This window comes from Streptococcus bovismuti (genome assembly GCF_042436615.2).
Lineage (GTDB): Bacteria > Bacillota > Bacilli > Lactobacillales > Streptococcaceae > Streptococcus.
Map to the genome: position 1 here is coordinate 1 of NZ_JBHMFR020000003.1, position 21,191 is coordinate 21,191.

A 21,191-nucleotide genomic window follows, 5' to 3' on the forward strand; every position below is an offset into this window, starting at 1 on the left:
TTACCAAAAGGAACAAACTATAGCTGGTCAGAACAACCAGACACAAGTAAACCAGGAAGTAAGACAGGAAAAGTATTAATCACTTACCCAGATAAGAGTACGGAAGAAGTGACGGTAACGGTAAACGTAACTCCTCAAAATGATGAATACACACCAACTGGAATCCCTCAAGAAGTGGACAATGGTCACGTGCCAGATCCAGAAACAAGTGTAAACAAAACCGGCTTACCAGATGGAACAACTGTTACATGGAAGACAAGGCCAGATGTCAGCACACCAGGAAGTCATCCAGGAGTAGCCTTAGTGACATACCCTGACGGAACAGTCGATGAAGTCACAGTACCAATTACAGTCAAAGAACAAAAAGATACGTTCAATCCAACTGCTAAACAACCAAACCAAACGGCTAAACATGGCAGTGAGCCAAGTGCAGAAGGAAGTATCAATACAGATGGCTTACCAAAAGGCACAACCTACACATGGGTAGAAAAACCAGATACCAATACAACACCAGGAAACAAACCAGGAAAAGTATTAATCACTTACCCAGATAATAGTACGGAAGAAGTGACAGTAACGGTTGAAGTAACACCACAAAAAGACGATTACAATCCACAACCAAAAGCGCAAACAGTGGAACATTCCCAAGTACCATTGGCAAAAGATAGCGTGAATAATGTTAAAGATTTACCAGAAGGTACAACATTTGAATGGAAAGATGGACGTATTCCAGATACTTCTAAACATGGAAATAAACTAGGAGTAGTAACGGTAACATATCCAGATAAGAGTACAGAAGATATTGAAGTTACAATTACTGTAAATCCAGAAGATTTTACTCCAGTAGTTCCAAAAGAAAAAGTACCTGTGAAAGATCCTGAGAATCTAACGCAAGAAGAACAAGATAAAGTGAAGGAAAACGTGAAAAAAGCAAATCCTGGAAAAGACGTAACTGTTGATTCAAAAGGTAATGTAATAATCACGGATCCAGAAACAAAAGTTAGTCATAACATACCTCGTGATGAATTGTTATTTGCATATTCAAAAGGTGTACCAGAAACACGAGAAGAAGCACCAGAATTCAGTGGAGGAGTAAGCACACCAGATTCTCCAGTGAATGAAGTGCCAGAATTTAACAGTGGAGTGAATGGAGAGCCAGAAACACAACCAGAAGTACCAGAATTTAGTGGAGGAGTAAGCACACCAGATTCCCCAGTGAATGAAGCACCAGAGTTCAATGGCGGAGTAAATGGTGAATTACCAGATCCGATTGAAAGTCCAAAAGTCAAACTAATTATGACAAGATGGATTGATGAAAATGGTAAAGAATTGAAACCAGCGGATGCCAAAGCACCAAAGGTATTAGGTGAAGCCAATGAAGCATTTGAACATGGTGAAATTGAAGGGTATGTATTTGTAAGAACAGAAACTAAAGGTGATGTTGTAACTCACATCTTCAGGAAAGTGAGTCCAGTTAGACCAACAGGTGACGGTCAACAAAGACCAGTTACACCATCTGATGATACAAATCCTAGACCGGATATTGCTACCCCTGCTGAGGTGCCAGCTACTCAACCGACTGGACAACCAAGTCAAACAGCTGCAGTGCCTGCTCAATTGCAGAATGAAGTGTCAGAAACTAATCCATCAGATTCTCAACTGCAAGCAGTATTGCCAAATACTGGTACAAAAGAAGATCCTGCTACAGGTGCATTAGGAGCTCTCTCCCTTCTTGGCGCATTTGGTTTGCTATTTGCTAAAAAGAAAAAAGACGATGAAGAGGAAGCTTAAATAGATGATCTCATCTGATCATTAGTAGTTTTCCCTACATAAAGTCTTTGTAAATCAAAAAGAACTAGAAAAATCACTCATTTGTGAGAATTCTAGTTCTTTTTTATGGCTAAAAGTCTGTTCGATTGTCTGTTTTATATTCAATGAAAATCAAAGAGCAATCTAGGAAGCTAGCAGTAGGTTGCTCAAAGCACTGCTTTGAGGTTGTAGATAAGACTGACGAAGTCAGTAACCATATATCTACGGCAAGGCAAAGCTGACGTGGTTTGAAGAGATTTTCGAAGAGTATTAATTAGTGATGACTAGATCGCATTGACCAAGTCTTGAGCTTGTTTTTCAAGTGAGTTTAGGACTGTTTCTTCAAGAACCAATTTTCCATCTGCCCAAGCAGAGTCATTGACACGAGCGGCAGTGAAGTCGCCAACGATTTGTGTACGGATAAATGGCAAGAGGTCTTTGTAGATGGCAAAGAGTTGATCGTGACCTGCATTGGCTACAGATGATACTGTGACAAACTTGTCTTGAAGAGCTGAAGCACCACGTGTATCAGACAAGTCAAGGGCACGAGATAGCCAGTCAAGTAAGTTCTTCACTGTTCCAGGGATAGAGAAGTTGTAGACTGGAGAGAAGATCCAGATGGCATCAGCAGCGAGAACTGCTTCACGAGCAGTAGCTACAGCCGGATGAGTCGGAACTTCCAAATCTTGGCTAAAGAGGGGAAGGGCTGAATAATCGAGGTAGCTAACTTCTGCTTTACCAGCAAGTACTTTCTCAGCTTCGAGGGCCATTTGGTGGTTGAAAGAACCTTGGCGTAGTGATCCGACGATAAATAATACTTTTTTAGACATGATATGTCTCCTTTTTCTTAAATTTCCGAGAAATCTCTTGTTGTTATGAAATATATTACAACAATCCAAAACAACTTGCAAGAAATTTGCTCAGAGCTCATTTGAAAATTATAAAATTGCTGAAACTATAGTCACTGGCGACTGGAAAAGTAAGAACTGTTTATTTTGGATTATGGTTTGCATTTGGTTTTCGAAGAGTATTCTAACATTCTCTTGTAATATGATGACATAAGTGCTAAAATAAACAAGAAAACTAGCAATAGAAACCGCAGAACAGCTATTTTCCGGTATCATTTCATGAAAAATTAAACAAACAATAATGGCATTTCAAGAATGCTTCTAAAAGGGGTGGAGATCATGTAAGGCACAGATTAACAAGTGACAGACTAAAGAAATACGAATACACTTGTTAAGGAGAAAAGATGTTAATAAGAAATTATCGGAAAAATATTGGCCTGATGGCCGGAGTTGAGTTTTTTGCTTTTTTAGGGATTACCAGTTTTTGGATTCTCTTTCTTAGTCAAAATGGTATGTCTCTTTGGCAGATTGGACTTCTGGAGAGTATTTTTCATACTACCAGTCTTCTCTGTGAAATTCCATCTGGTATGTTAGCTGACCGCTATTCCTATAAGACCAACCTTTATTTAAGTCGTATAGCAGGGATTGTGTCTTCTATTCTTATGTTGGCTGGGCAGGGAAATTTTTGGATTTATGCGCTAGCTATGGCGATAAGTGCCTTGTCTTATAATTTTGATTCAGGCACAAGCGCAGCAATGGTCTATGACTCTACTGTAGAGGCTGGACTGAAGGAGCGCTATCTATCCATTTCAAGCTTTATGTCAGGAGTAGCCGAAGGAACTCGGTCTTTGGGGACAGTTTTGGCAGGATTTTTTGTCCATGGTCAATTACACCTGACCTACTATATCATGATTGCCACTTCTATCATAGTTCTTTTCCTGATTTGGATGCTGAAAGAGCCCAGTGTTAAGCTAGAAAAAGCTGATAGTGTGACCATGAGACAGATTATTTGGACTGTTAAGGAAGAGTTGAAGCGAAATCCTATGCTGTTTAACTGGATGATTTTGTCTCAGATTGTTGGTACACTCATGTGCATGTTTTATTTTTACTATCAAAATCAGTTACCAGATTTAAGTAGTTGGCAAATTTCAGCAGTTATGCTACTTGGTAGTCTCTTGAATATCGTTGCAGTTTATCTAGCGAGTAAGATTGGAAAGAGATATGCCGCCTTGAAGCTTTTCCCAATCCTCGTCCTACTGACTGGAGTTACCTACCTGCTGTCCTACTTTGGAACACCTCTAATCTATATTTTGATTTATTTGATTAGTAATGCTTTATATGCTCTTTTTCAGCCGATTTTTGACAATGATTTGCAAGAGCGCCTTCCAAGTGAAGTAAGGGCAACCATGCTGAGTGTCTACTCTATGATGTTTAGCCTAAGTATGATTGTGTTCTTCCCACTGACAGGGTGGTTGATTGATAATTTAGGCTTTGTAGTAACATTTCTTTATCTAGGATTCTTTTTAGTCTTGATTAGCCTTCTATTGACTATCTTTTTAGGAAAAATGGCTAAAAGAATGGATGATAAAGTGATTCCATAAATCAAAAAAATTACGAAAACTTGAGTGCCAAGCTCAGGTTTTTTAATAGGATGATTTTGGAGCTGTCTTTCATTTTTTTGCTCGGTTTTAACTAAGAAAAATTGGTTTACTTTGAAGGAAGAAATAAAATGCGATTGTTCTTGCATTCACTTGTAATAAAGCCCAATAGATGGTAAAATAGACGAGTGAAAAAAAGACAAAACAAAGCAAAAAATAATCTACTGTGGCAGTATGGTCTAGGGATGACGATTTTGTTTGTGGTTATCAGTGCTTCCTTTCTGTATCTGGTGTTTCTGGGTATGAAACCCTACCAAACAGCTAAAAGTGAAGGAGAAAAATTAGCTCAGCAGTATGCAGGATTAGAGCAGGCTGATCAGGTTGATTTATACAATGGCTTGGAATCCTATTACAGCGTTCTTGGTCGAAATAAACAGCAAGAATCACTTGCTGTCCTGATTGGAAAAGATGACCATAAGATTTACGTTTATCAGCTAAATCAGGGTGTTTCACAAGAAAAAGCAGAAACTGTTTCTAAGGAAAAAGGCGCTGGTGAGATTGACAAGATTACCTTTGGCCGTTATCAAGACAAACCAATCTGGGAAGTTAAGTCAGGCTCTGATTTTTATCTAGTAGATTTTGAAACAGGAGCATTGGTCAATAAGGAGGGCCTATGAAACTATCCAACCGTGTTTTAGAAATGGAAGAAAGTGTGACCTTGGCTGCTGGAGCCCGTGCCAAAGCACTGAAGGCCGAGGGAAGAGATATTTTGTCTCTAACCTTAGGTGAGCCAGATTTCACTACTCCAAAAAATATCCAAGATGCCGCCATTGCATCGATTCAAGATGGGCGAGCTTCTTTTTATACAGTGACCTCAGGTCTGCCAGAACTCAAGGCTGCGGTCAATACCTACTTTGAGCGCTTTTACGGCTATTCTGTAGCGCCAAATCAAGTGACAGTCGCTGCTGGAGCTAAGTATTCTCTCTATACCTTCTTTATGGCTGTGGTCAATCCAGGTGATGAAGTTATCATCCCAACCCCATACTGGGTCAGCTATGGAGATCAGGTTAAGATGGCAGAGGGTGTGCCAGTCTTTGTTCCTGCTAAGGAAGACAATCACTTTAAGGTAACTGTAGAGCAGTTAGAAGCAGCTTGTACAGACAAGACCAAGGTTTTGGTGCTGAATTCGCCATCCAATCCGACAGGTATGATTTATACTCGTGAAGAACTCTTGGAAATCGGAAACTGGGCTGTAGAAAAGGATATTCTCATCCTAGCAGATGATATCTATGGGCGCTTGGTCTATAATGGTCATGAGTTTACACCGATTTCTAGCCTATCGGAAGCGATTCGCAAGCAAACGGTAGTCATCAATGGTGTATCTAAAACCTATGCCATGACTGGTTGGCGGATTGGCTATGCCGTCGGAGAAGCAGACATTATCGCTGCAATGTCCAAGATTGCAGGTCAAACAACCTCCAACCCTTCAGCAGTAGCCCAGTATGCAGCAGTTGAAGCTCTATCAGGCGAGCAAGATACTGTAGAAAGCATGCGTCAGGCTTTTGAAGAACGTCTCAATACCATCTATCCCCTTCTTGCTGAGGTCCCTGGTTTTGAAGTCGTTAAGCCACAAGGAGCCTTCTATCTCTTCCCGAATGTCAAAAAGGCCATGGAGATGAAAGGCTATACGGATGTGACAGAATTTACAACGGCTATCCTAGAAGAAGCTGAAGTAGCCTTGGTAACAGGAGCAGGCTTCGGAGCGCCAGAAAATGTGCGCCTCAGCTATGCGACAGACCTAGACACGCTTAAAGAAGCAGTTAAACGCTTGAAAGAATTTATGGAAAAATAAAAGAAAAGGAAAAATAATGACAAAACGTGTAACGATTATTGATGTAAAAGACTATGTTGGTCAGGAAGTGACGATTGGCGCTTGGGTTGCCAACAAATCAGGAAAAGGGAAAATCGCCTTCTTGCAATTGCGTGATGGAACAGCCTTCTTCCAAGGTGTAGCCTTTAAACCAAACTTTGTCGAAAAATTTGGTGAAGAAGTGGGACTTGAGAAGTTTGATGTCATTAAACGCTTGAGCCAAGAAACTTCTGTTTATGTGACAGGAATTGTCAAAGAAGACGAACGTTCTAAGTTTGGCTATGAATTGGACATTACAGACATCGAAGTGATCGGTGAATCTCAAGACTACCCAATCACACCAAAAGAACACGGAACAGACTTCTTGATGGACAACCGTCACTTGTGGCTCCGTTCTCGTAAACAAGTAGCGGTGATGCAAATCCGTAACGCTATTATCTATGCAACTTATGAGTTCTTTGACAAGAACGGCTTTATGAAATTTGACAGCCCAATTCTTTCAGGAAATGCTGCGGAAGACTCAACAGAACTCTTTGAAACTGACTACTTCGGAACGCCAGCCTACTTGAGCCAATCAGGTCAGCTTTACCTAGAAGCAGGTGCTATGGCTCTTGGTCGTGTCTTTGACTTTGGTCCAGTATTCCGTGCTGAAAAATCAAAAACGCGCCGTCACTTGACTGAGTTCTGGATGATGGACGCAGAGTACTCATACTTGACACACGATGAGTCACTTGACTTGCAAGAAGCTTATGTAAAAGCTCTTCTTCAAGGTGTTCTTGACCGTGCGCCTCAAGCTTTGGAAACCTTGGAACGTGATATAGAGCTCTTGAAACGCTACATTGCAGAGCCATTCAAACGTATCACTTATGATCAAGCTATTGACCTCTTGCAAGAGCATGAAAATGATGAGGACGCTGATTACGAGCATCTTGAGCATGGAGATGACTTTGGTTCACCACACGAAACGTGGATTTCAAACCACTTTGGTGTGCCAACATTTGTCATGAACTATCCAGCAGCCATCAAGGCCTTCTACATGAAACCAGTTCCTGGAAATCCAGAGCGCGTGCTTTGTGCAGACTTGCTTGCTCCAGAAGGATATGGAGAAATCATCGGTGGGTCTATGCGTGAGGAAGACTATGATGCCCTTGTAGCTAAGATGGATGAACTTGGTATGGACCGTACAGAGTACGAATTCTACCTTGACCTTCGTAAATATGGTACAGTTCCTCACGGAGGATTTGGTATCGGTATCGAACGTATGGTAACCTTCGCAGCAGGAACAAAACACATCCGTGAAGCCATTCCATTCCCACGTATGTTGCACCGTATCAAACCGTAAAATTAAAAAATCAAAGTAAAAGGTCATATCGGCCTTTTATTTTTTGTCATGAAACTACCTAAAATACAGATTAATATATATATAGAAATTTACATATTTTGTATATAAATGTAGACATTCTAATTGAAAAAATGTTATAATATAAGGTAGGGATTAAGTACCTAAGTGTAGTCATTTAACTTTGTGAATCAGACTGGGAATGGAGGCATTTTTGAAATACTTGGGCGTAATTCCGCAATTAACATTTATTTTAAAAAGGAGATCATATGTATTCAAGAATGGATAAATACAACGGACAAAAGGTCCAACGCTTTTCAATCCGTAAGTATAGTTTTGGTGCAGCATCAGTAGCTGTAGCAGCTTATATGATGTTTGGTGGAGCAGCAACTGTTCAGGCTCACGAGCAAGGTACATCAGCTACATTGACTAGCGAACAGGTTAACCCTGATGCTGGAAATCAAGCAGATTCAAGCAAGTCTCAAGGTTCAACATACAATGCTACGCCAACTGTGGAAGCACAAACAGCTGAGCAACCAGCAGCCCAAGCTACAGCAACACCAGCTCCTGAGGTAGCACCAGCAGAAACACCAAAAGCTGCAGAAGCACCAGCTGCAAAGGCTGATACAAGCAAGTTGGAAGCAGCAATTGCTCGCTTAGAAGCAGCTTTAGAAAAAGCTACATCAACTGAAAAAACAGCTTCAGCAATTGAGTCTGCAAAAGCAGAATTAGCAAATGCAAAAGCTGTAGTTGCAAATGAAGCTGCAACAAAAGAAGAAGTAGCAAAAGCTACATCAGCAGTAAACGGTAAAGCTTTCGTTGTTGAAAGTATGCCAAAAGCAACAGCTGATAAAAAAGAAGAAAAAGTAAATAAAAATCAAGATCCACGTAATGGTCAAGCCATTCCTGGTCAAGGTGAAAGTGGATTAAGAGCTGTAGATACTTCAGCTGCAAATGCTGCATCAGAAGCAGAAAAATATAAAGGCATTCGTGATGCTGCTATTCCAGAGTTGCAAGCAAATATTGATAAAATTCAAGCTGAAATAGCAAAACAAGAAGCGCTACCTGCGAATAAAAAAGATCAATTTAAAATTGATGTTTTAAAAGGTATTAAACAAAAAGCAGAAAATGTTATTACAACTGCAAATGCAGCGGATGTAAGTTCAGCTCAAAAAATGAGCCAACAAGCAGAAGCTGTTAAATCTGAACGTGACTTATTAGCATTATATTTAAATGGTAAAGCTGAATTAGGCGCTCCAGTAAGTGAAAACCATGCTGCTTATGGTAACAACCCTAAAAACGGTGTATTCGAAAGCTTGAGAAAAGGTTTTGGAGACAAAGTAACATTCACTGATGCTGATAAAAAATCAGAAACAATTGCTACTCAATATGAAAGTGGACGTGACATTACTAATAAAGTAAACAATGAGCCAAACGCAAAAGATCCAATCGGTAGTGCAACATATAACTGGCAAGAAAAAACCATCACAAAAGCTGATGCAGAAGCTGGTGTGTTAAATGGTTGGAAAATTGAAAAAGGTGAAAAAGTTAATGCGGTTAAACCACTTGATGTAACAAATGTTACAGATAAAGATGGACAACCAAGTACACGTGAAGTTCCAAAATCTAAAATCTATTCAAACGATGGAGAATTGAAAAAATACCAAACAGGAGGTGAAAAAAGTTATGTTAATGGTAGTGGTGCTGTTCCTTCAGTAACACCTACTATTGATGTAATGAGAAAAAATGCATTTGGTGAAGTTAAAGACCGTGATTACTACCTTGAATTAGGAAGCAAAGGAACAACTCTTTCTAAAGAATTTGATGTGAACGGAAATTCTCGTCTAAACGTTAACTTAATTCATAGTGCTGCATATGGTGGTTCTACAGCTACTTCTGCTGGTGAAAGAGTCAAATTAACAATTGTTGATGCATTTACTGGTAAAGAAATTAAACCAGTTGAAGGTAAAAATGGTCCTTTAGCAACTGAACAACCTGCTCTAGCAGCTAATGGATGGAACCACTTAGACCGTATTTATGATATTCCAGCAGAAACTACAAAAATTAAAGTCTTAATTGAAGCTGGAAGTCAAGGAACAAATTCTTTAATTAATGATAACAACATCAATATTAAAGATGGTTACTTAATCGGTGGTATTGGTATTGCAACTGCACCAGCTGCTGAAGTAGTAACAACTGTTCGTTCAGAAGGTAAAACTGGTGAATATGGTTATACAAAAGATACAATCTACGATAAAGGCCAAAAAGGTAACTTTGACATCACAATTAAAAACACTGGTGGAATGAATATTGACTACTATTCTGCATCTAATGTTGAAGTAACAGTAGAAGTTCCTAAAGGTGTCGTATTAGAAGACAAAATCTACAATGCTAATGGTGGATCAAACTGGTTAGGAAATGTTTGGGCAAATACGATCAAATGGGTTCCAAATGATCCAAGTGATAACTCAAAAGGTGGAAAATTAACCTACAACGTACCAGCAGGAAACCGTATGGCTGCTGCAGAGACAAACTCTCGTACAACAAGCATTCCATTTACAGCTGCAGATAACTTCGTAGGACCAGCTGACTTTAAAGTTACAGTTAAGAGTGGTTTCGGAGACACAGATGCTGAAGGTAACAGACTGTATTCATATACTGCCAATGGATTAAAACCTCCATATGAAAATGAATTTAACCGTAATGGTTTAGCAGATTCAGATAATCCTGATTACAAATATGGTAAAGTAATCTTTATTAATAGTTTACAAACTAATTCAGTCATTACAGTACCAATTAACACGAATGATGAGCAACTAAAAGCAATCGCTTATAAAAAAGCACAAGAAGCTATTAAATCTCCAGAATTCACAAAATTATTAACAGACGTTACTGGTACAGCTGCATTAGGTGATACTAATGGTTCAACTTTTGTTAATAAAGATGATATCGCAATTACGAAAGTTGCTGAAGATGGTCGTGGGGTTGTTAAAGTACCTGTAACTTATACAGTAGATGGTAAAACATTTGAAACAACAGTTGATATTGAAGTAAACGTTGTTGAATCTAAGACAAAACCTATTGTAGTATTTGAAGGCGATGAAATTACACCTGCTAGCGTTAAAGAAAAAGTAGTACCTGCTACTACTAATGGTACAGCAAATGAACCAAAAGCAAGTGATATCTTTAAAACAGATGGTAAAGCTGGAAAATCAGGATTAACGATTCCAACTACAGTTACTCATAATGTAGATGGAACTGAAGTAACAGAAGATGTAAAAGTACCAGTTACAGTTCTTCCTAGAACAGAAGGTGAAGTTGACGTACCTAAAGGAGCTACTCCAGATAAAGTTAAGGATACTTTAAAAGCTAAAGCAGAAGAGTTAATTAAAACTCCAGACTTCCCAGCAAAAGTGCCAGAAGGATACACTGTTACAGTAGGAGAAATTCCAGAATTACCTGCTGATATAGCAAATAAAAAAGGTGAGCCTGTAGTTGTAAAAGTTCCAGTAACATTTACATCTCCAGACGGAACAACTTATACTTCAGAAATTCCAGTAACAGTTAACGTAAAAGGTTCAGAAGTGAAACCTGTATACGTAGTGGAAGGAAATCAACCAAAACCAGCAGATGTTAATGAAGCAATTACACCTGATAAAGGTGGAAATGTAACTCCTGTAACTGAAGCTGACATCAATAAAGATGTTCCTACAGATAAAGTTAAAGTTGGAGCAACTGATTTAACTGTTAAAGCAACTGTTAAATATCCAACTGGTGATGAAACTGTTAATGTACCAGTGAAAGTATTACCAAAAGCAACACCAACAGGTGTAACTGTATTGAAAGATACTGATGATACCGCTTTAACAAATGCTGTAAAAGAAAAAGCAACTGAAGCTGTAAGTAAATTAACAAACTTACCAGATGGAATTACTGCTTCATTAGATGAGAGAGAAACTTCTTACACATTACCAAAAACAGATTCAAATGGGGATAAAGATACAGTTCCTGTAAAAGTGTTATATAAAGATGATAAAGGTAATGTAGTTGGTGAAGATACAATTAACGTACCAGTTAAAGTAGTAAGCTCAACACCAAAACCAGTAGTAGTGTTTGAAGGTGAAACACCAAAATTAGACAAAGATTCAGTGACACCAGGTGAAGGTGGAAAAGTCGGAGAACCAACATCAGTTCCATCTACAAAAGATAAAGCTGGAGATACAGATGTATCAGTAGATGTACCAGTAACTTACGATAATGGAAAAGTAACTGAAACAGTTAAAGTGCCAGTAACAGTATTACCAGTAGCAAAAACTGATGTAACAGTAGCTAAGAATACTACTCCAGATAAACTGAAAGAATTAGCAAAAGATAAAGCTAAAGAAGCTGTTGAAGCAACAGACTTCACATCTAAATTACCAAAAGGTGCAACAGTAACTGTTGGCGATGTGACTGAAGATGTATTAGCTAAAATAACAGCTGAAAAAGGTACAAACACAGGAACTGTTAATGTGCCAGTAACCTACACAGTTGATGGAAAAGATTACACAACTACAATCCCAGTAACAGTAAATGTTAAAGGTTCAGATGTAAAACCTGTATACGTTGTAGAAGGTGATAAACCAAAATCTGATGATGTAAACAAAGCAATCACTCCTGATACTGATGGAACTACAACACCTGTAACTGATGAAGAGATCAATAAAGCTATCCCTACAACAGAAGGTAAAGTAGGTTCTCCAGATGTTAAAGTTACTACTAAAGTAACTTATAAAGATGGTGGAGACGAAGAAGTAACAGTACCTGTTACAGTATTACCAAAAGTTAAACCAGAAGGTGTAACAGTACCAAAAGATGCTGATAAGACTAAATTAGAAGAAGTTGTTAAAGAAAAAGCAGAAGAAGCAGCTAAAAAACTTAATGGTCTTCCAGATGGTGTAACTGTTACTGTAACAGATGTTAATACAACTCCTGGAACAGATAAAACAGGTGAACAAACACCAGCAACTGTAACGGTTGAATACAAAGATAAAGATGGAAACAAAATCACTAAAGTGATTGAAGTACCAGTAAACGTTGTGTCTTCAACACCACCATCAGTAGTAGTATTTGAAGGTGACACACCAAATTCTGAAGAAATTAAGAAAGGTATTACACCAGGTGAAGGTGGAACAGTAGGAGACCCTACAAAAGTTCCATCTACAGTAGGAAAAGCAGGGGATAAAGACGTTGAAGTAGAAGTACCAGTAACATACGGAAATGGTAAATTCAAAGAAAACGTTAAAGTTCCAGTAACTGTATTACCAAAACCAACAGCAGGTTCAGTAACAGTACCAAAAGATCTTTCAGAAAAAGAATTAAAAGATAAAGTTGGTAAAGATGCAGAAAATGCAATAAACAACGAAGAATTCAAGAAAAAACTTCCTGAAGGAGCAACTGTTAAAGTTGATTTAACAAATGTTACAGTACCAAAAACTTCAGAACCAGGAAAAGCTGGAGAAGTAGAAGTACCAGTGATTTACACTGTCAATGGTAAAGAGTACAAAACAACAGTTAAAGTACCAGTAACAGTGGTTGAAGGTAAAGAACAACTTGTACCAAAAGGTGATACTCCAGATCCAAAAGATAACATTACACCAGGAAATTACCCAGAAGGAGCTACATTCGAATACGATACACCAGTAGATACTTCTAAACCAGGTAAAAAAGAAGCTGTTGTTATCGTTAAGGATAAAGATGGTAAAGAAATTGTACGAGTTCCTGTAGTAGTGAATGTGGTAGAACCAAAAGTTACACCAATTATTGTTCCAGAAAGAACTAAACTTACTAAGGAAGATGTAGAAAAACACATCGAAATCCCAGGAGTAACTGGATGGGAAATCGTTGGGGAACCAGAACTTCCTGAAACATTCCCTGCAGGTGTAAGACCATCAGCAACCGTTACAGTTAAATTACCAAACGGTAAAACAATCAAAGTACAAGTACCAGTTATTGCAACTCCAACTACAACACCAATTGTTGTACCTCAAGGAACAACAATTACACCAGATGATGTTAAGAAACACGTTGATATTCCTAAAGAATCTGGATGGGAAATTATTGAAGTTGGAGAAATCCCAACAACTGAAACACCTGGAGATAAAACAGCTGTTAAAGTGAAGGTGAAATTACCAACTGGAGAAATTATCGAATTGGATGTACCAGTAAAAGTAACTCCTAACAATTCATTAATTCCTCAAACAGAACCATCACCAGCAACTCCAGCTCCACAAACACCACAGACTCCACAACCTGCTGGACCAACTGCTCCTGAACAACCTGTAACTCCTACGGAACCAGGACAACCAACAACACCTAATCAAACTCAACCAGCGGCACCAGCTCAAGCAGACACAACAGTAGCAACTGACACAACTGCTCAACCAGTATCTGCGACAGCTGCTAAACCAGCAACACCTAAATATGTTGAAGGTCAAAAAGAATTGCCTAACACTGGTACAGAAGATCATGCTAGCCTAGCAGCACTTGGACTTCTTGGAGTATTGAGTGGATTTGGTCTTGTGGCACGCAAGAAAAAAGAAGACTAAAAACTTATAGTTTTTGAGAAGATGATTCGTCATCTTCTTTTTTTGATGTTAAAATCGAAGAAATAGTATAGATTCATTTTTGAGATGATGCTTAATTGACTTCCTTGATGCATTTTTATGCAATATATATATATATATATTCAAGCATATGTGGAAAGAGTCTGATGATATTATTTTTTTGTACCTAGGACACAGAAATAATATAAATAAATCGAATATAAACGAGACATATTTATTGACGAGTTAATTTTATTTATGATAAAATAATATAGTTGTTTTTATAAAACAAACATATAGATTTATATGTAATTTTAGACTTTTAGATTGAGATAAAAAGGAGAAACCATGTATTCAAGAATGGAAAAATACCATGGTAGAAGAGCCCAGCGCTTTTCTATTCGTAAGTATAGCTTTGGTGCCGCAAGTGTTCTATTGGGAACTGCTCTTGTTTTAGGTGCTAATGGAGTACAAGCTGAAGAGACTGTAGCAGTAAATCCGGCTACTTCTGAACTATCAAATTCAGATAAAAATCTTTCGGGTTCGACTTTGTCAACACCTGTTGTTGAAGAACTTCCAGAATTAAAGATTGATGATGTAAAAGCAGAAGAAAAAACTGAAGCTAAGGAAGATGCTAAAACTGCAGCAACACCTGTAGCAGAAAAAGAAATTACTGAAGCGACTGCAGATAAAACTGATAAAAAATTAGAAACAGATGTAAAAGAAAAATCTGATAAAGAGCAAGCTGACAAAAAAGAAGTAGATAAAGAAAAAACTGACAAAGAAACATCTGAAAAAGTTGAAACAGAAAAAACACAAGATGATGTGAAGACAGTTCTTACTCAATTGACTTCAGAAGCTGATGTGATGGCAACAGTTGCCTCAAATTTCTCAGATAAAGAAGTGAAAGATGTTGAAGCTAAACAAAAATTGTCAGCTGCAGTTGCTGCAGTGAAGCTTGAAGCAGTAGCATCTAAAGGATTGCTTTCATCCGATGCTTCTAAAGATCAAATGGTAGCTCAAGTGAATCGTCTTTCTGCTGCCATTGAAGCAGTTTATACGGAAATGAAACGTGCAGGTCATGCAGGTAAAGTTGAAGCTGTGTTGGCGGATACTGCATCAAAAATTACAGGTAAAGATGTTCTTAGAGACGGAGAAACAGTTAATGCTGTAACAAACGCTTATGTTGATATGAATGCAGATAATACGGCTCCTACAGGATGGGGATTTGATACTACTATTAGTACATCAACTCTTAAAGCAGGTTCTATTACAAAAATTGAACTTACTAACTTAGCTGAGTTAGGTAGTGGTTTGGCAGTAAATACGGAAATCAGAGCGACTGATGGAACAGTAGTTGGTAAAGTTAAATCTATCGACTTTAAAACAACTACAGGAAACAACAATAACAAATCTGTACCATATTGGGCGCAACGTACTCAACGTGGAATGACTTATGACCAGCGTGTTGCTGAGCAACCAGCGGTAGCTAACGAAACTGGTACATATACTTACAACATCGAGTGGAACGATAAAGTAAAAGACTATCCGAATGTGTCGTTTGGAGCGAGTAATTTATCGGGTAATGGATATTTAGCACCACAAATTTCAAAAGACACTCCGTATACAGCGACTATTAAAATTGATGGGCGTACGGTTCTTGAACATACTTATACAAGAAAAGGTCAACAACCTAGCTATCAAAAACAAGGTACTAGTGCATCACTAAGTGAAAATAATGGATTGAACTACCTTAACAATGAGCTAAAAAGTAGAAGTGATTCAATCGTATTAAGAACTGATTCAGATGTTCGTTATGGAGTAGGATCTAAATTTACGATTAAACTTCCTAATGCAGATTTTACTGAATTTAAAGAACTTGAAGGAAGTTCTAGCTTTGTAAATGGATTAAATACAGCGTCTACTATTAACCCTAATAAAGGTGATAGTATTACTTATCGTCCACAAAATCGTTGGTCTAATGCTAGAGCTAATGAAAACAATGTATGGATTTTACAAGATGGTCGAGATACTGGTTTTACATTAACACCTAGATTAATTTCACCAACGGAATTAGAACTTACTGTTACAGAAGGAACTATTCAAGAAGATTCTATAGTCTCTATGCCTCTTCAATCTTTAGGTATTGAGAAAGTAGTAAAAGATAAAACCTTAACAAGTGAATATTCTAATATTACTTATGAAAATGGATTAATTAAACAAGGTTATGTAGGAAACGATAAAACTGCAGCAACTCTTACTGTATCAGGTGGAGAATCTATTAACGGTGGGAAAGAAGATGTTATAACTAAAGTGCCAAATGGTTGGAATGTTAATGGTGACGGTAGAGTTCAAGGTGAGCCACCAACAGGAGCTGTTGTTAGAACATTCAAAGATTTAGTGACAGGTGAAGTTATAGGTTTCGAAACAACAAAATATACGGGGAATATACCTTTAAGTGAAGATGGTTCAAAAGATTATACTAATGTACTTGGAAATAAATATGATGTAAGTAATGATAACGTAGACTTAGTTAAAGAAGTTAATGGAGAAGAATACATTCTTGCAGATATTCCTGCTAAAAATGCTAAAGGAACACTAAGTGTTACGAAGACAAGAGCAAGAGATTTATATTCTGAAGAAGAATTAAAAGCTAAAGGTGTAAATGGGTCTGCATTTGTTAACCCAGTAGATTATGATTACGTTAAGAAAACAAAAGTAGAAGAAGTAAACCGTACAATTAAATTTGTATATGCGGATGATGTTAAAGGTCTTGCAGGTACAGAAGTATTCCCACCAGAAAAACAAACTGTAAGCTACACAGGTTCAATCAAGTTAACTGCACAAGGTAAAGCGGTAATTAACTCTGATGACAGACCAGTTTATATTAACTGGAAAGGAACTGATGGACAAAGCACTGATCTTCCAGAACTTGCAGTACCTCAAAAAGAAGGTTACATCGCAAGTGTTGAAAAAGTCCCAGTACAAGCAACAACAGCTACAGATGAAGATTACGAATATGTTGTTAAATATACAGCAATCCAAAAAGCGAAAACAACATTCGTAGACGAAAAAGGAAATGCAATTCCAGGAGTAGCTGAAATTACTGAACAAGGTGGATCAGAAACTCCATTAACAAAAGAAGCTGATGTTAAAGCTAAAATCGCAGAACTTGAAAACAAAGGATATGAATTAGTATCTAATACATACCCAGAAGGTGGTAAGTTCGATACGGATAAAGATACAGATCAAGAGTTCAAAGTAATACTTAAACAAAAAGAAGTTACAGTAACACCAGATCAACCAAAAACACCAGGAACTCCAGTAGATCCAAACAACCCAGACGGACCTAAATACCCAGCTGGACTTGAAGAAAAAGATCTAAACAAAACAGTAACACGTACAATCACATACGTATACGCAGATGGAACTCCAGTGTTAAATGAAGACGGAACTCCTAAGACAGTAACACAAGAAGCTAAATTCACTCGTGAAGCTAAGGTTAACTTGGTAACAGGTGATGTTACATATGGAGATTGGTCAGAACCTAAAGATTTAGCTGAAGTTAAATCACCAGTAGTAACAGGTTTCTTAGCTGATAAAGCAAGTGTAGCACTGGTAAATGTAACAGGTGATTCAGAAGATATTAAGGAAGTAGTAACATACAAACCATTAGGATCATGGGTACCAAATATTCCAGGTAAAACACCGACACCAATCAAATATCCAAATAATCCAAATGATCCAACAAAACCAGGAGATAAACCAATTCTTCCATACGAACCAGGTATGACTCCAAAAGATGGAAATGATCAACCACTTAAACCAGTAGATCCAGCAGATCCAACAAAAGGATATATCGTACCAGATCTTCCAACAGATCCAAGTCAAGACACACCAATCAACTACGTAAAAGATACGCAAAAAGCTAAGACTACTTTCGTAGATGAAAAAGGGAATCCAATTCCAGGAGTAGAAGCTATTACTGAACAAGGTGATTCAGATACACCATTAACAAAAGAAGCTGAAGTAAAAGCTAAGATCAAAGAACTAGAAAACAAAGGATATGAATTAGTATCTAATACATACCCAGAAGGTGGTAAGTTCGATAAAGATGCGAAAACTGATCAAGAGTTCAAAGTAACGCTTAAAGCTAAAGAAGTTACAGTAACACCAGATCAACCAAAAACACCAGGAACTCCAGTAGATCCAAACAATCCAGATGGACCTAAATACCCAGCTGGATTAGAAGAAAAAGATCTAAACAAAACAGTAACACGTACAATCACATACGTATACGAAGATGGAACTCCAGTGTTAAATGAAGATGGAACACCAAAAACAGTAACACAAGAAGCTAAATTCACACGTGAAGCTAAAGTCAACTTGGTTACAGGTGAGGTTACATACGGAGACTGGTCAGAAGCTAAAGACTTACCTGAAGTGAAATCACCAGTAGTTAAAGGATACTTAGCTAATAAAGCAACAGTACCAGCTACAAAAGTAACTGCAGATTCAGAAAATACTAAAGAAGTAGTAACCTACAAACCAATCGGTTCATGGATTCCAAACATCCCAGGTCAACCAACAAACCCAATCAAGTATCCAAATGATCCAACAGATCCAACCAAACCGGGTCAACCAACAGAAACATTACCATACGTTCCAGGATTTACACCAGAAGATAAAGATGGTAATCCGTTGAAACCAGTAGATCCAAACGATCCAACTAAAGGATATGAAGTTCCAAGTATCCCAACAAATCCAGGTGAGGATACACCAATTAACTATGTAGCTAACAAAGCTAACTTGGTAGTTAAATATGTAGATGAAAATGGGAAAGAACTTCTACCAACAGAAACTAAAGAAGGTAAAGTTGGTGATGACTACTCTACAAGTGGAAAAGTTATTACTGGCTATGTATTGGACCGTGTAGAAGGTGAAGCTAAAGGTAAGATTGGAACAGATGGTTCAACAGTAACATATGTTTACAAACCACTAGGTTCATGGATTCCAAACATTCCAGGACAATCAACAAACCCAATTAAATATCCAAACGATCCACAAGATCCAACCAAACCGGGTCAACCAACAGAAACATTACCATACGTACCAGGATACACTCCAAAAGATGGCAATGGACAACCACTTAAACCAGTTGATCCGAAAGACCCAACTAAAGGATATGTGGTACCAAACGTTCCAACAGATCCAAGTCAAGATACAGTAATTAACTATGAAGCAAATGATGCTAACCTAGTAGTCAAGTATGTAGATGAAAAAGGAAAAGACTTAATCCCTGCAGAAACAACAAAAGGAAAAGTAGGAGATGACTATACTACAAGTGGAAAAGTTATTACTGGATACGTATTGGACCGTGTAGAAGGTGAAGCTAAAGGTAAGATTGGAGAAAATGGTACAACAGTAACGTATGTGTACAAACCACTTGGTTCATGGATTCCAAACATCCCAGGACAACCAACGAACCCAATCAAGTATCCAAATGATCCAACAGATCCAACAAAACCGGGACAACCAACAGAAGTAGTACCATATGTACCAGGATACACTCCAAAAGATGGCAATGGTCAACCACTTAAACCAGTAGATCCGAACGATCCAACTAAAGGATATGAAGTACCAAATATTCCAACAGATCCAGGTCAAGATACTCCAATCGACTACGTAGCAAACAAAGCTAACCTAGTAGTTAAGTATGTAGATGAAAAAGGCAAAGATCTTCTTCCTACAGAAACTACAGAAGGTAAAGTAGGCGATGAGTACTCTACAAGTGGAAAAGTTATTACTGGATACGTATTGGACCGTGTAGAAGGTGAAGCTAAAGGTAAGATTGGTAAAGATGGTTCAACAGTAACATACGTGTACAAACCACTAGGTTCATGGATTCCAAACATCCCAGGACAACCAACGAACCCAATCAAGTATCCAAATGATCCAACAGATCCAACAAAACCGGGAAGTGATAAACCAGTTCTTCCATACATACCAGGTCACACACCTGTTGATGGAAATGGTCAACCACTTAAACCAGTAGATCCAAACGATCCAACTAAAGGATACGAAGTACCAAATGTCCCAACTAATCCAGGTGAGGATACACCAATCAATTACGTAGCAAACAAAGCGAACCTAGTAGTTAAATATGTAGATGAAAAAGGCAAAGACCTTCTTCCAACAGAAACTACAGAAGGTAAAGTAGGCGATGAGTATGCTACAAGTGGAAAAGTGATCCCAGGATATGTACTTGTAAGAGTAGACGGAGAAGCTAAAGGTAAGATTGGAAAAGATGGTTCAACAGTAACATATGTTTACAAACCACTTGGTTCATGGATTCCAAATATTCCAGGTCAACCAACAAATCCAATCAAGTATCCAAACGATCCAGCAGATCCAACAAAACCAGGAAGTGATAAACCTGTTCTTCCATACGTACCAGGTCATACACCTGTTGATGGAAATGGTCAACCACTTAAACCAGTAGATCCAAACGATCCAACAAAAGGATATGAAGTACCAAATATCCCAACTAACCCAGGTGAGGATACACCAATTAATTACATTCCAAATGTAACTCCAAATGTAGATCAGGGTGGTTATACTCCGCAACCACAACCGCAACCTGAACAAGTTGTGACTTACTATGTAGACGAAAATGGTAAAGATATCGCACCAAGTGAAAAAGGAGCACAAGCTCCAAAAGGAATTTCAGGTTACGAATACGTAACAACTACGAAAGACCTTAATGGAAATCTTGTACACCATTACAAGAAAGTGACAACACCACAATCAGTTCCAACAACACCAGAGACTTCTGAACAACCAGTACCCCCAGTGCAACCGGAACAGCCAACAAATCCAACCCAACCAGCAATTCCTGCGCAACCAACAAGTCCAGCTAATGAAACAGTAGCGACTGATGTTGCTGATAAACCAGAAACCCCTAAATATGTTGATGGTCAAAAAGAATTGCCTAACACGGGTACAGAAGCTAACGCTAGCCTCGCAGCGCTTGGACTTCTTGGAGCCCTAAGTGGATTTGGACTTCTTGCTCGCAAGAAAAAAGAGGACTAAAAACTCATAGTTTTTGAGAAGATGATTCGTCATCTTCTTTTTTATTTCATA

At 38.2% G+C, this 21,191-nt stretch carries 8 protein-coding genes; 7 read left to right on the forward strand and 1 reads right to left on the reverse strand.

Annotation, left to right across the window (positions count from 1 at the left end):
- Positions 1-1,791 (forward strand): SIALI-17 repeat-containing surface protein (locus ACERDH_RS04555; protein ID WP_386683362.1); only part of this gene is annotated, 1,791 nt, incomplete at its 5' end.
- 302 nt (positions 1,792-2,093) lie between these two features.
- Here the strand turns inward: ACERDH_RS04555 and ACERDH_RS04560 are convergent.
- Positions 2,094-2,639 carry an NADPH-dependent FMN reductase gene (locus ACERDH_RS04560; protein ID WP_386683365.1) on the reverse strand — a complete coding sequence of 182 codons (546 nt, stop codon included), beginning with the start codon at positions 2,637-2,639 and terminating at the stop codon, positions 2,094-2,096.
- A 422-nt stretch (positions 2,640-3,061) separates the two neighbouring features.
- Between ACERDH_RS04560 and ACERDH_RS04565 the strand changes: the two genes are divergently transcribed.
- From ACERDH_RS04565 to ACERDH_RS04590, 6 genes are all read left to right on the forward strand, one after another.
- The gene (locus ACERDH_RS04565; protein ID WP_386683368.1) at positions 3,062-4,258 is read left to right on the forward strand and encodes an MFS transporter; all 1,197 of its coding nucleotides are present in this window, start codon (positions 3,062-3,064) and stop codon (positions 4,256-4,258) included.
- Positions 4,259-4,443: 185 nt separating this feature from the next.
- Positions 4,444-4,932 carry a cell wall elongation regulator TseB-like domain-containing protein gene (locus tag ACERDH_RS04570; protein WP_386683371.1) on the forward strand — a complete coding sequence of 163 codons (489 nt, stop codon included), beginning with the start codon at positions 4,444-4,446 and terminating at the stop codon, positions 4,930-4,932.
- Positions 4,929-6,107 carry a pyridoxal phosphate-dependent aminotransferase gene (locus ACERDH_RS04575; RefSeq protein WP_386683374.1) on the forward strand — a complete coding sequence of 393 codons (1,179 nt, stop codon included), beginning with the start codon at positions 4,929-4,931 and terminating at the stop codon, positions 6,105-6,107. The genes ACERDH_RS04570 and ACERDH_RS04575 overlap by 4 nt, the downstream gene beginning before the upstream one ends.
- A 16-nt stretch (positions 6,108-6,123) precedes the next feature.
- On the forward strand, positions 6,124-7,467 hold the full coding sequence (gene asnS, locus ACERDH_RS04580; protein ID WP_050890136.1) for an asparagine--tRNA ligase: 1,344 nt from the start codon (positions 6,124-6,126) through the stop codon (positions 7,465-7,467).
- Positions 7,468-7,733: 266 nt separating this feature from the next.
- A complete protein-coding gene (locus tag ACERDH_RS04585; protein ID WP_386683379.1) occupies positions 7,734-14,051 on the forward strand; it encodes a YSIRK-type signal peptide-containing protein in 6,318 nt (2,105 codons plus the stop codon).
- A gap of 345 nt (positions 14,052-14,396) precedes the next feature.
- A complete protein-coding gene (locus ACERDH_RS04590) occupies positions 14,397-21,140 on the forward strand; it encodes a MucBP domain-containing protein (RefSeq protein WP_386683382.1) in 6,744 nt (2,247 codons plus the stop codon).
- Positions 21,141-21,191 lie beyond the last annotated feature (51 nt).

Coding starts and splice junctions, on each gene's coding strand:
- ACERDH_RS04560 (WP_386683365.1), bottom strand. CDS start 2,639: ATGTCTAAAAAAGTATTATTTATCGTCGGATCACTACGCCAAGGTTCT.
- ACERDH_RS04565 (WP_386683368.1), top strand. CDS start 3,062: ATGTTAATAAGAAATTATCGGAAAAATATTGGCCTGATGGCCGGAGTT.
- ACERDH_RS04575 (WP_386683374.1), top strand. CDS start 4,929: ATGAAACTATCCAACCGTGTTTTAGAAATGGAAGAAAGTGTGACCTTG.
- asnS (WP_050890136.1), top strand. CDS start 6,124: ATGACAAAACGTGTAACGATTATTGATGTAAAAGACTATGTTGGTCAG.
- ACERDH_RS04585 (WP_386683379.1), top strand. CDS start 7,734: ATGTATTCAAGAATGGATAAATACAACGGACAAAAGGTCCAACGCTTT.
- ACERDH_RS04590 (WP_386683382.1), top strand. CDS start 14,397: ATGTATTCAAGAATGGAAAAATACCATGGTAGAAGAGCCCAGCGCTTT.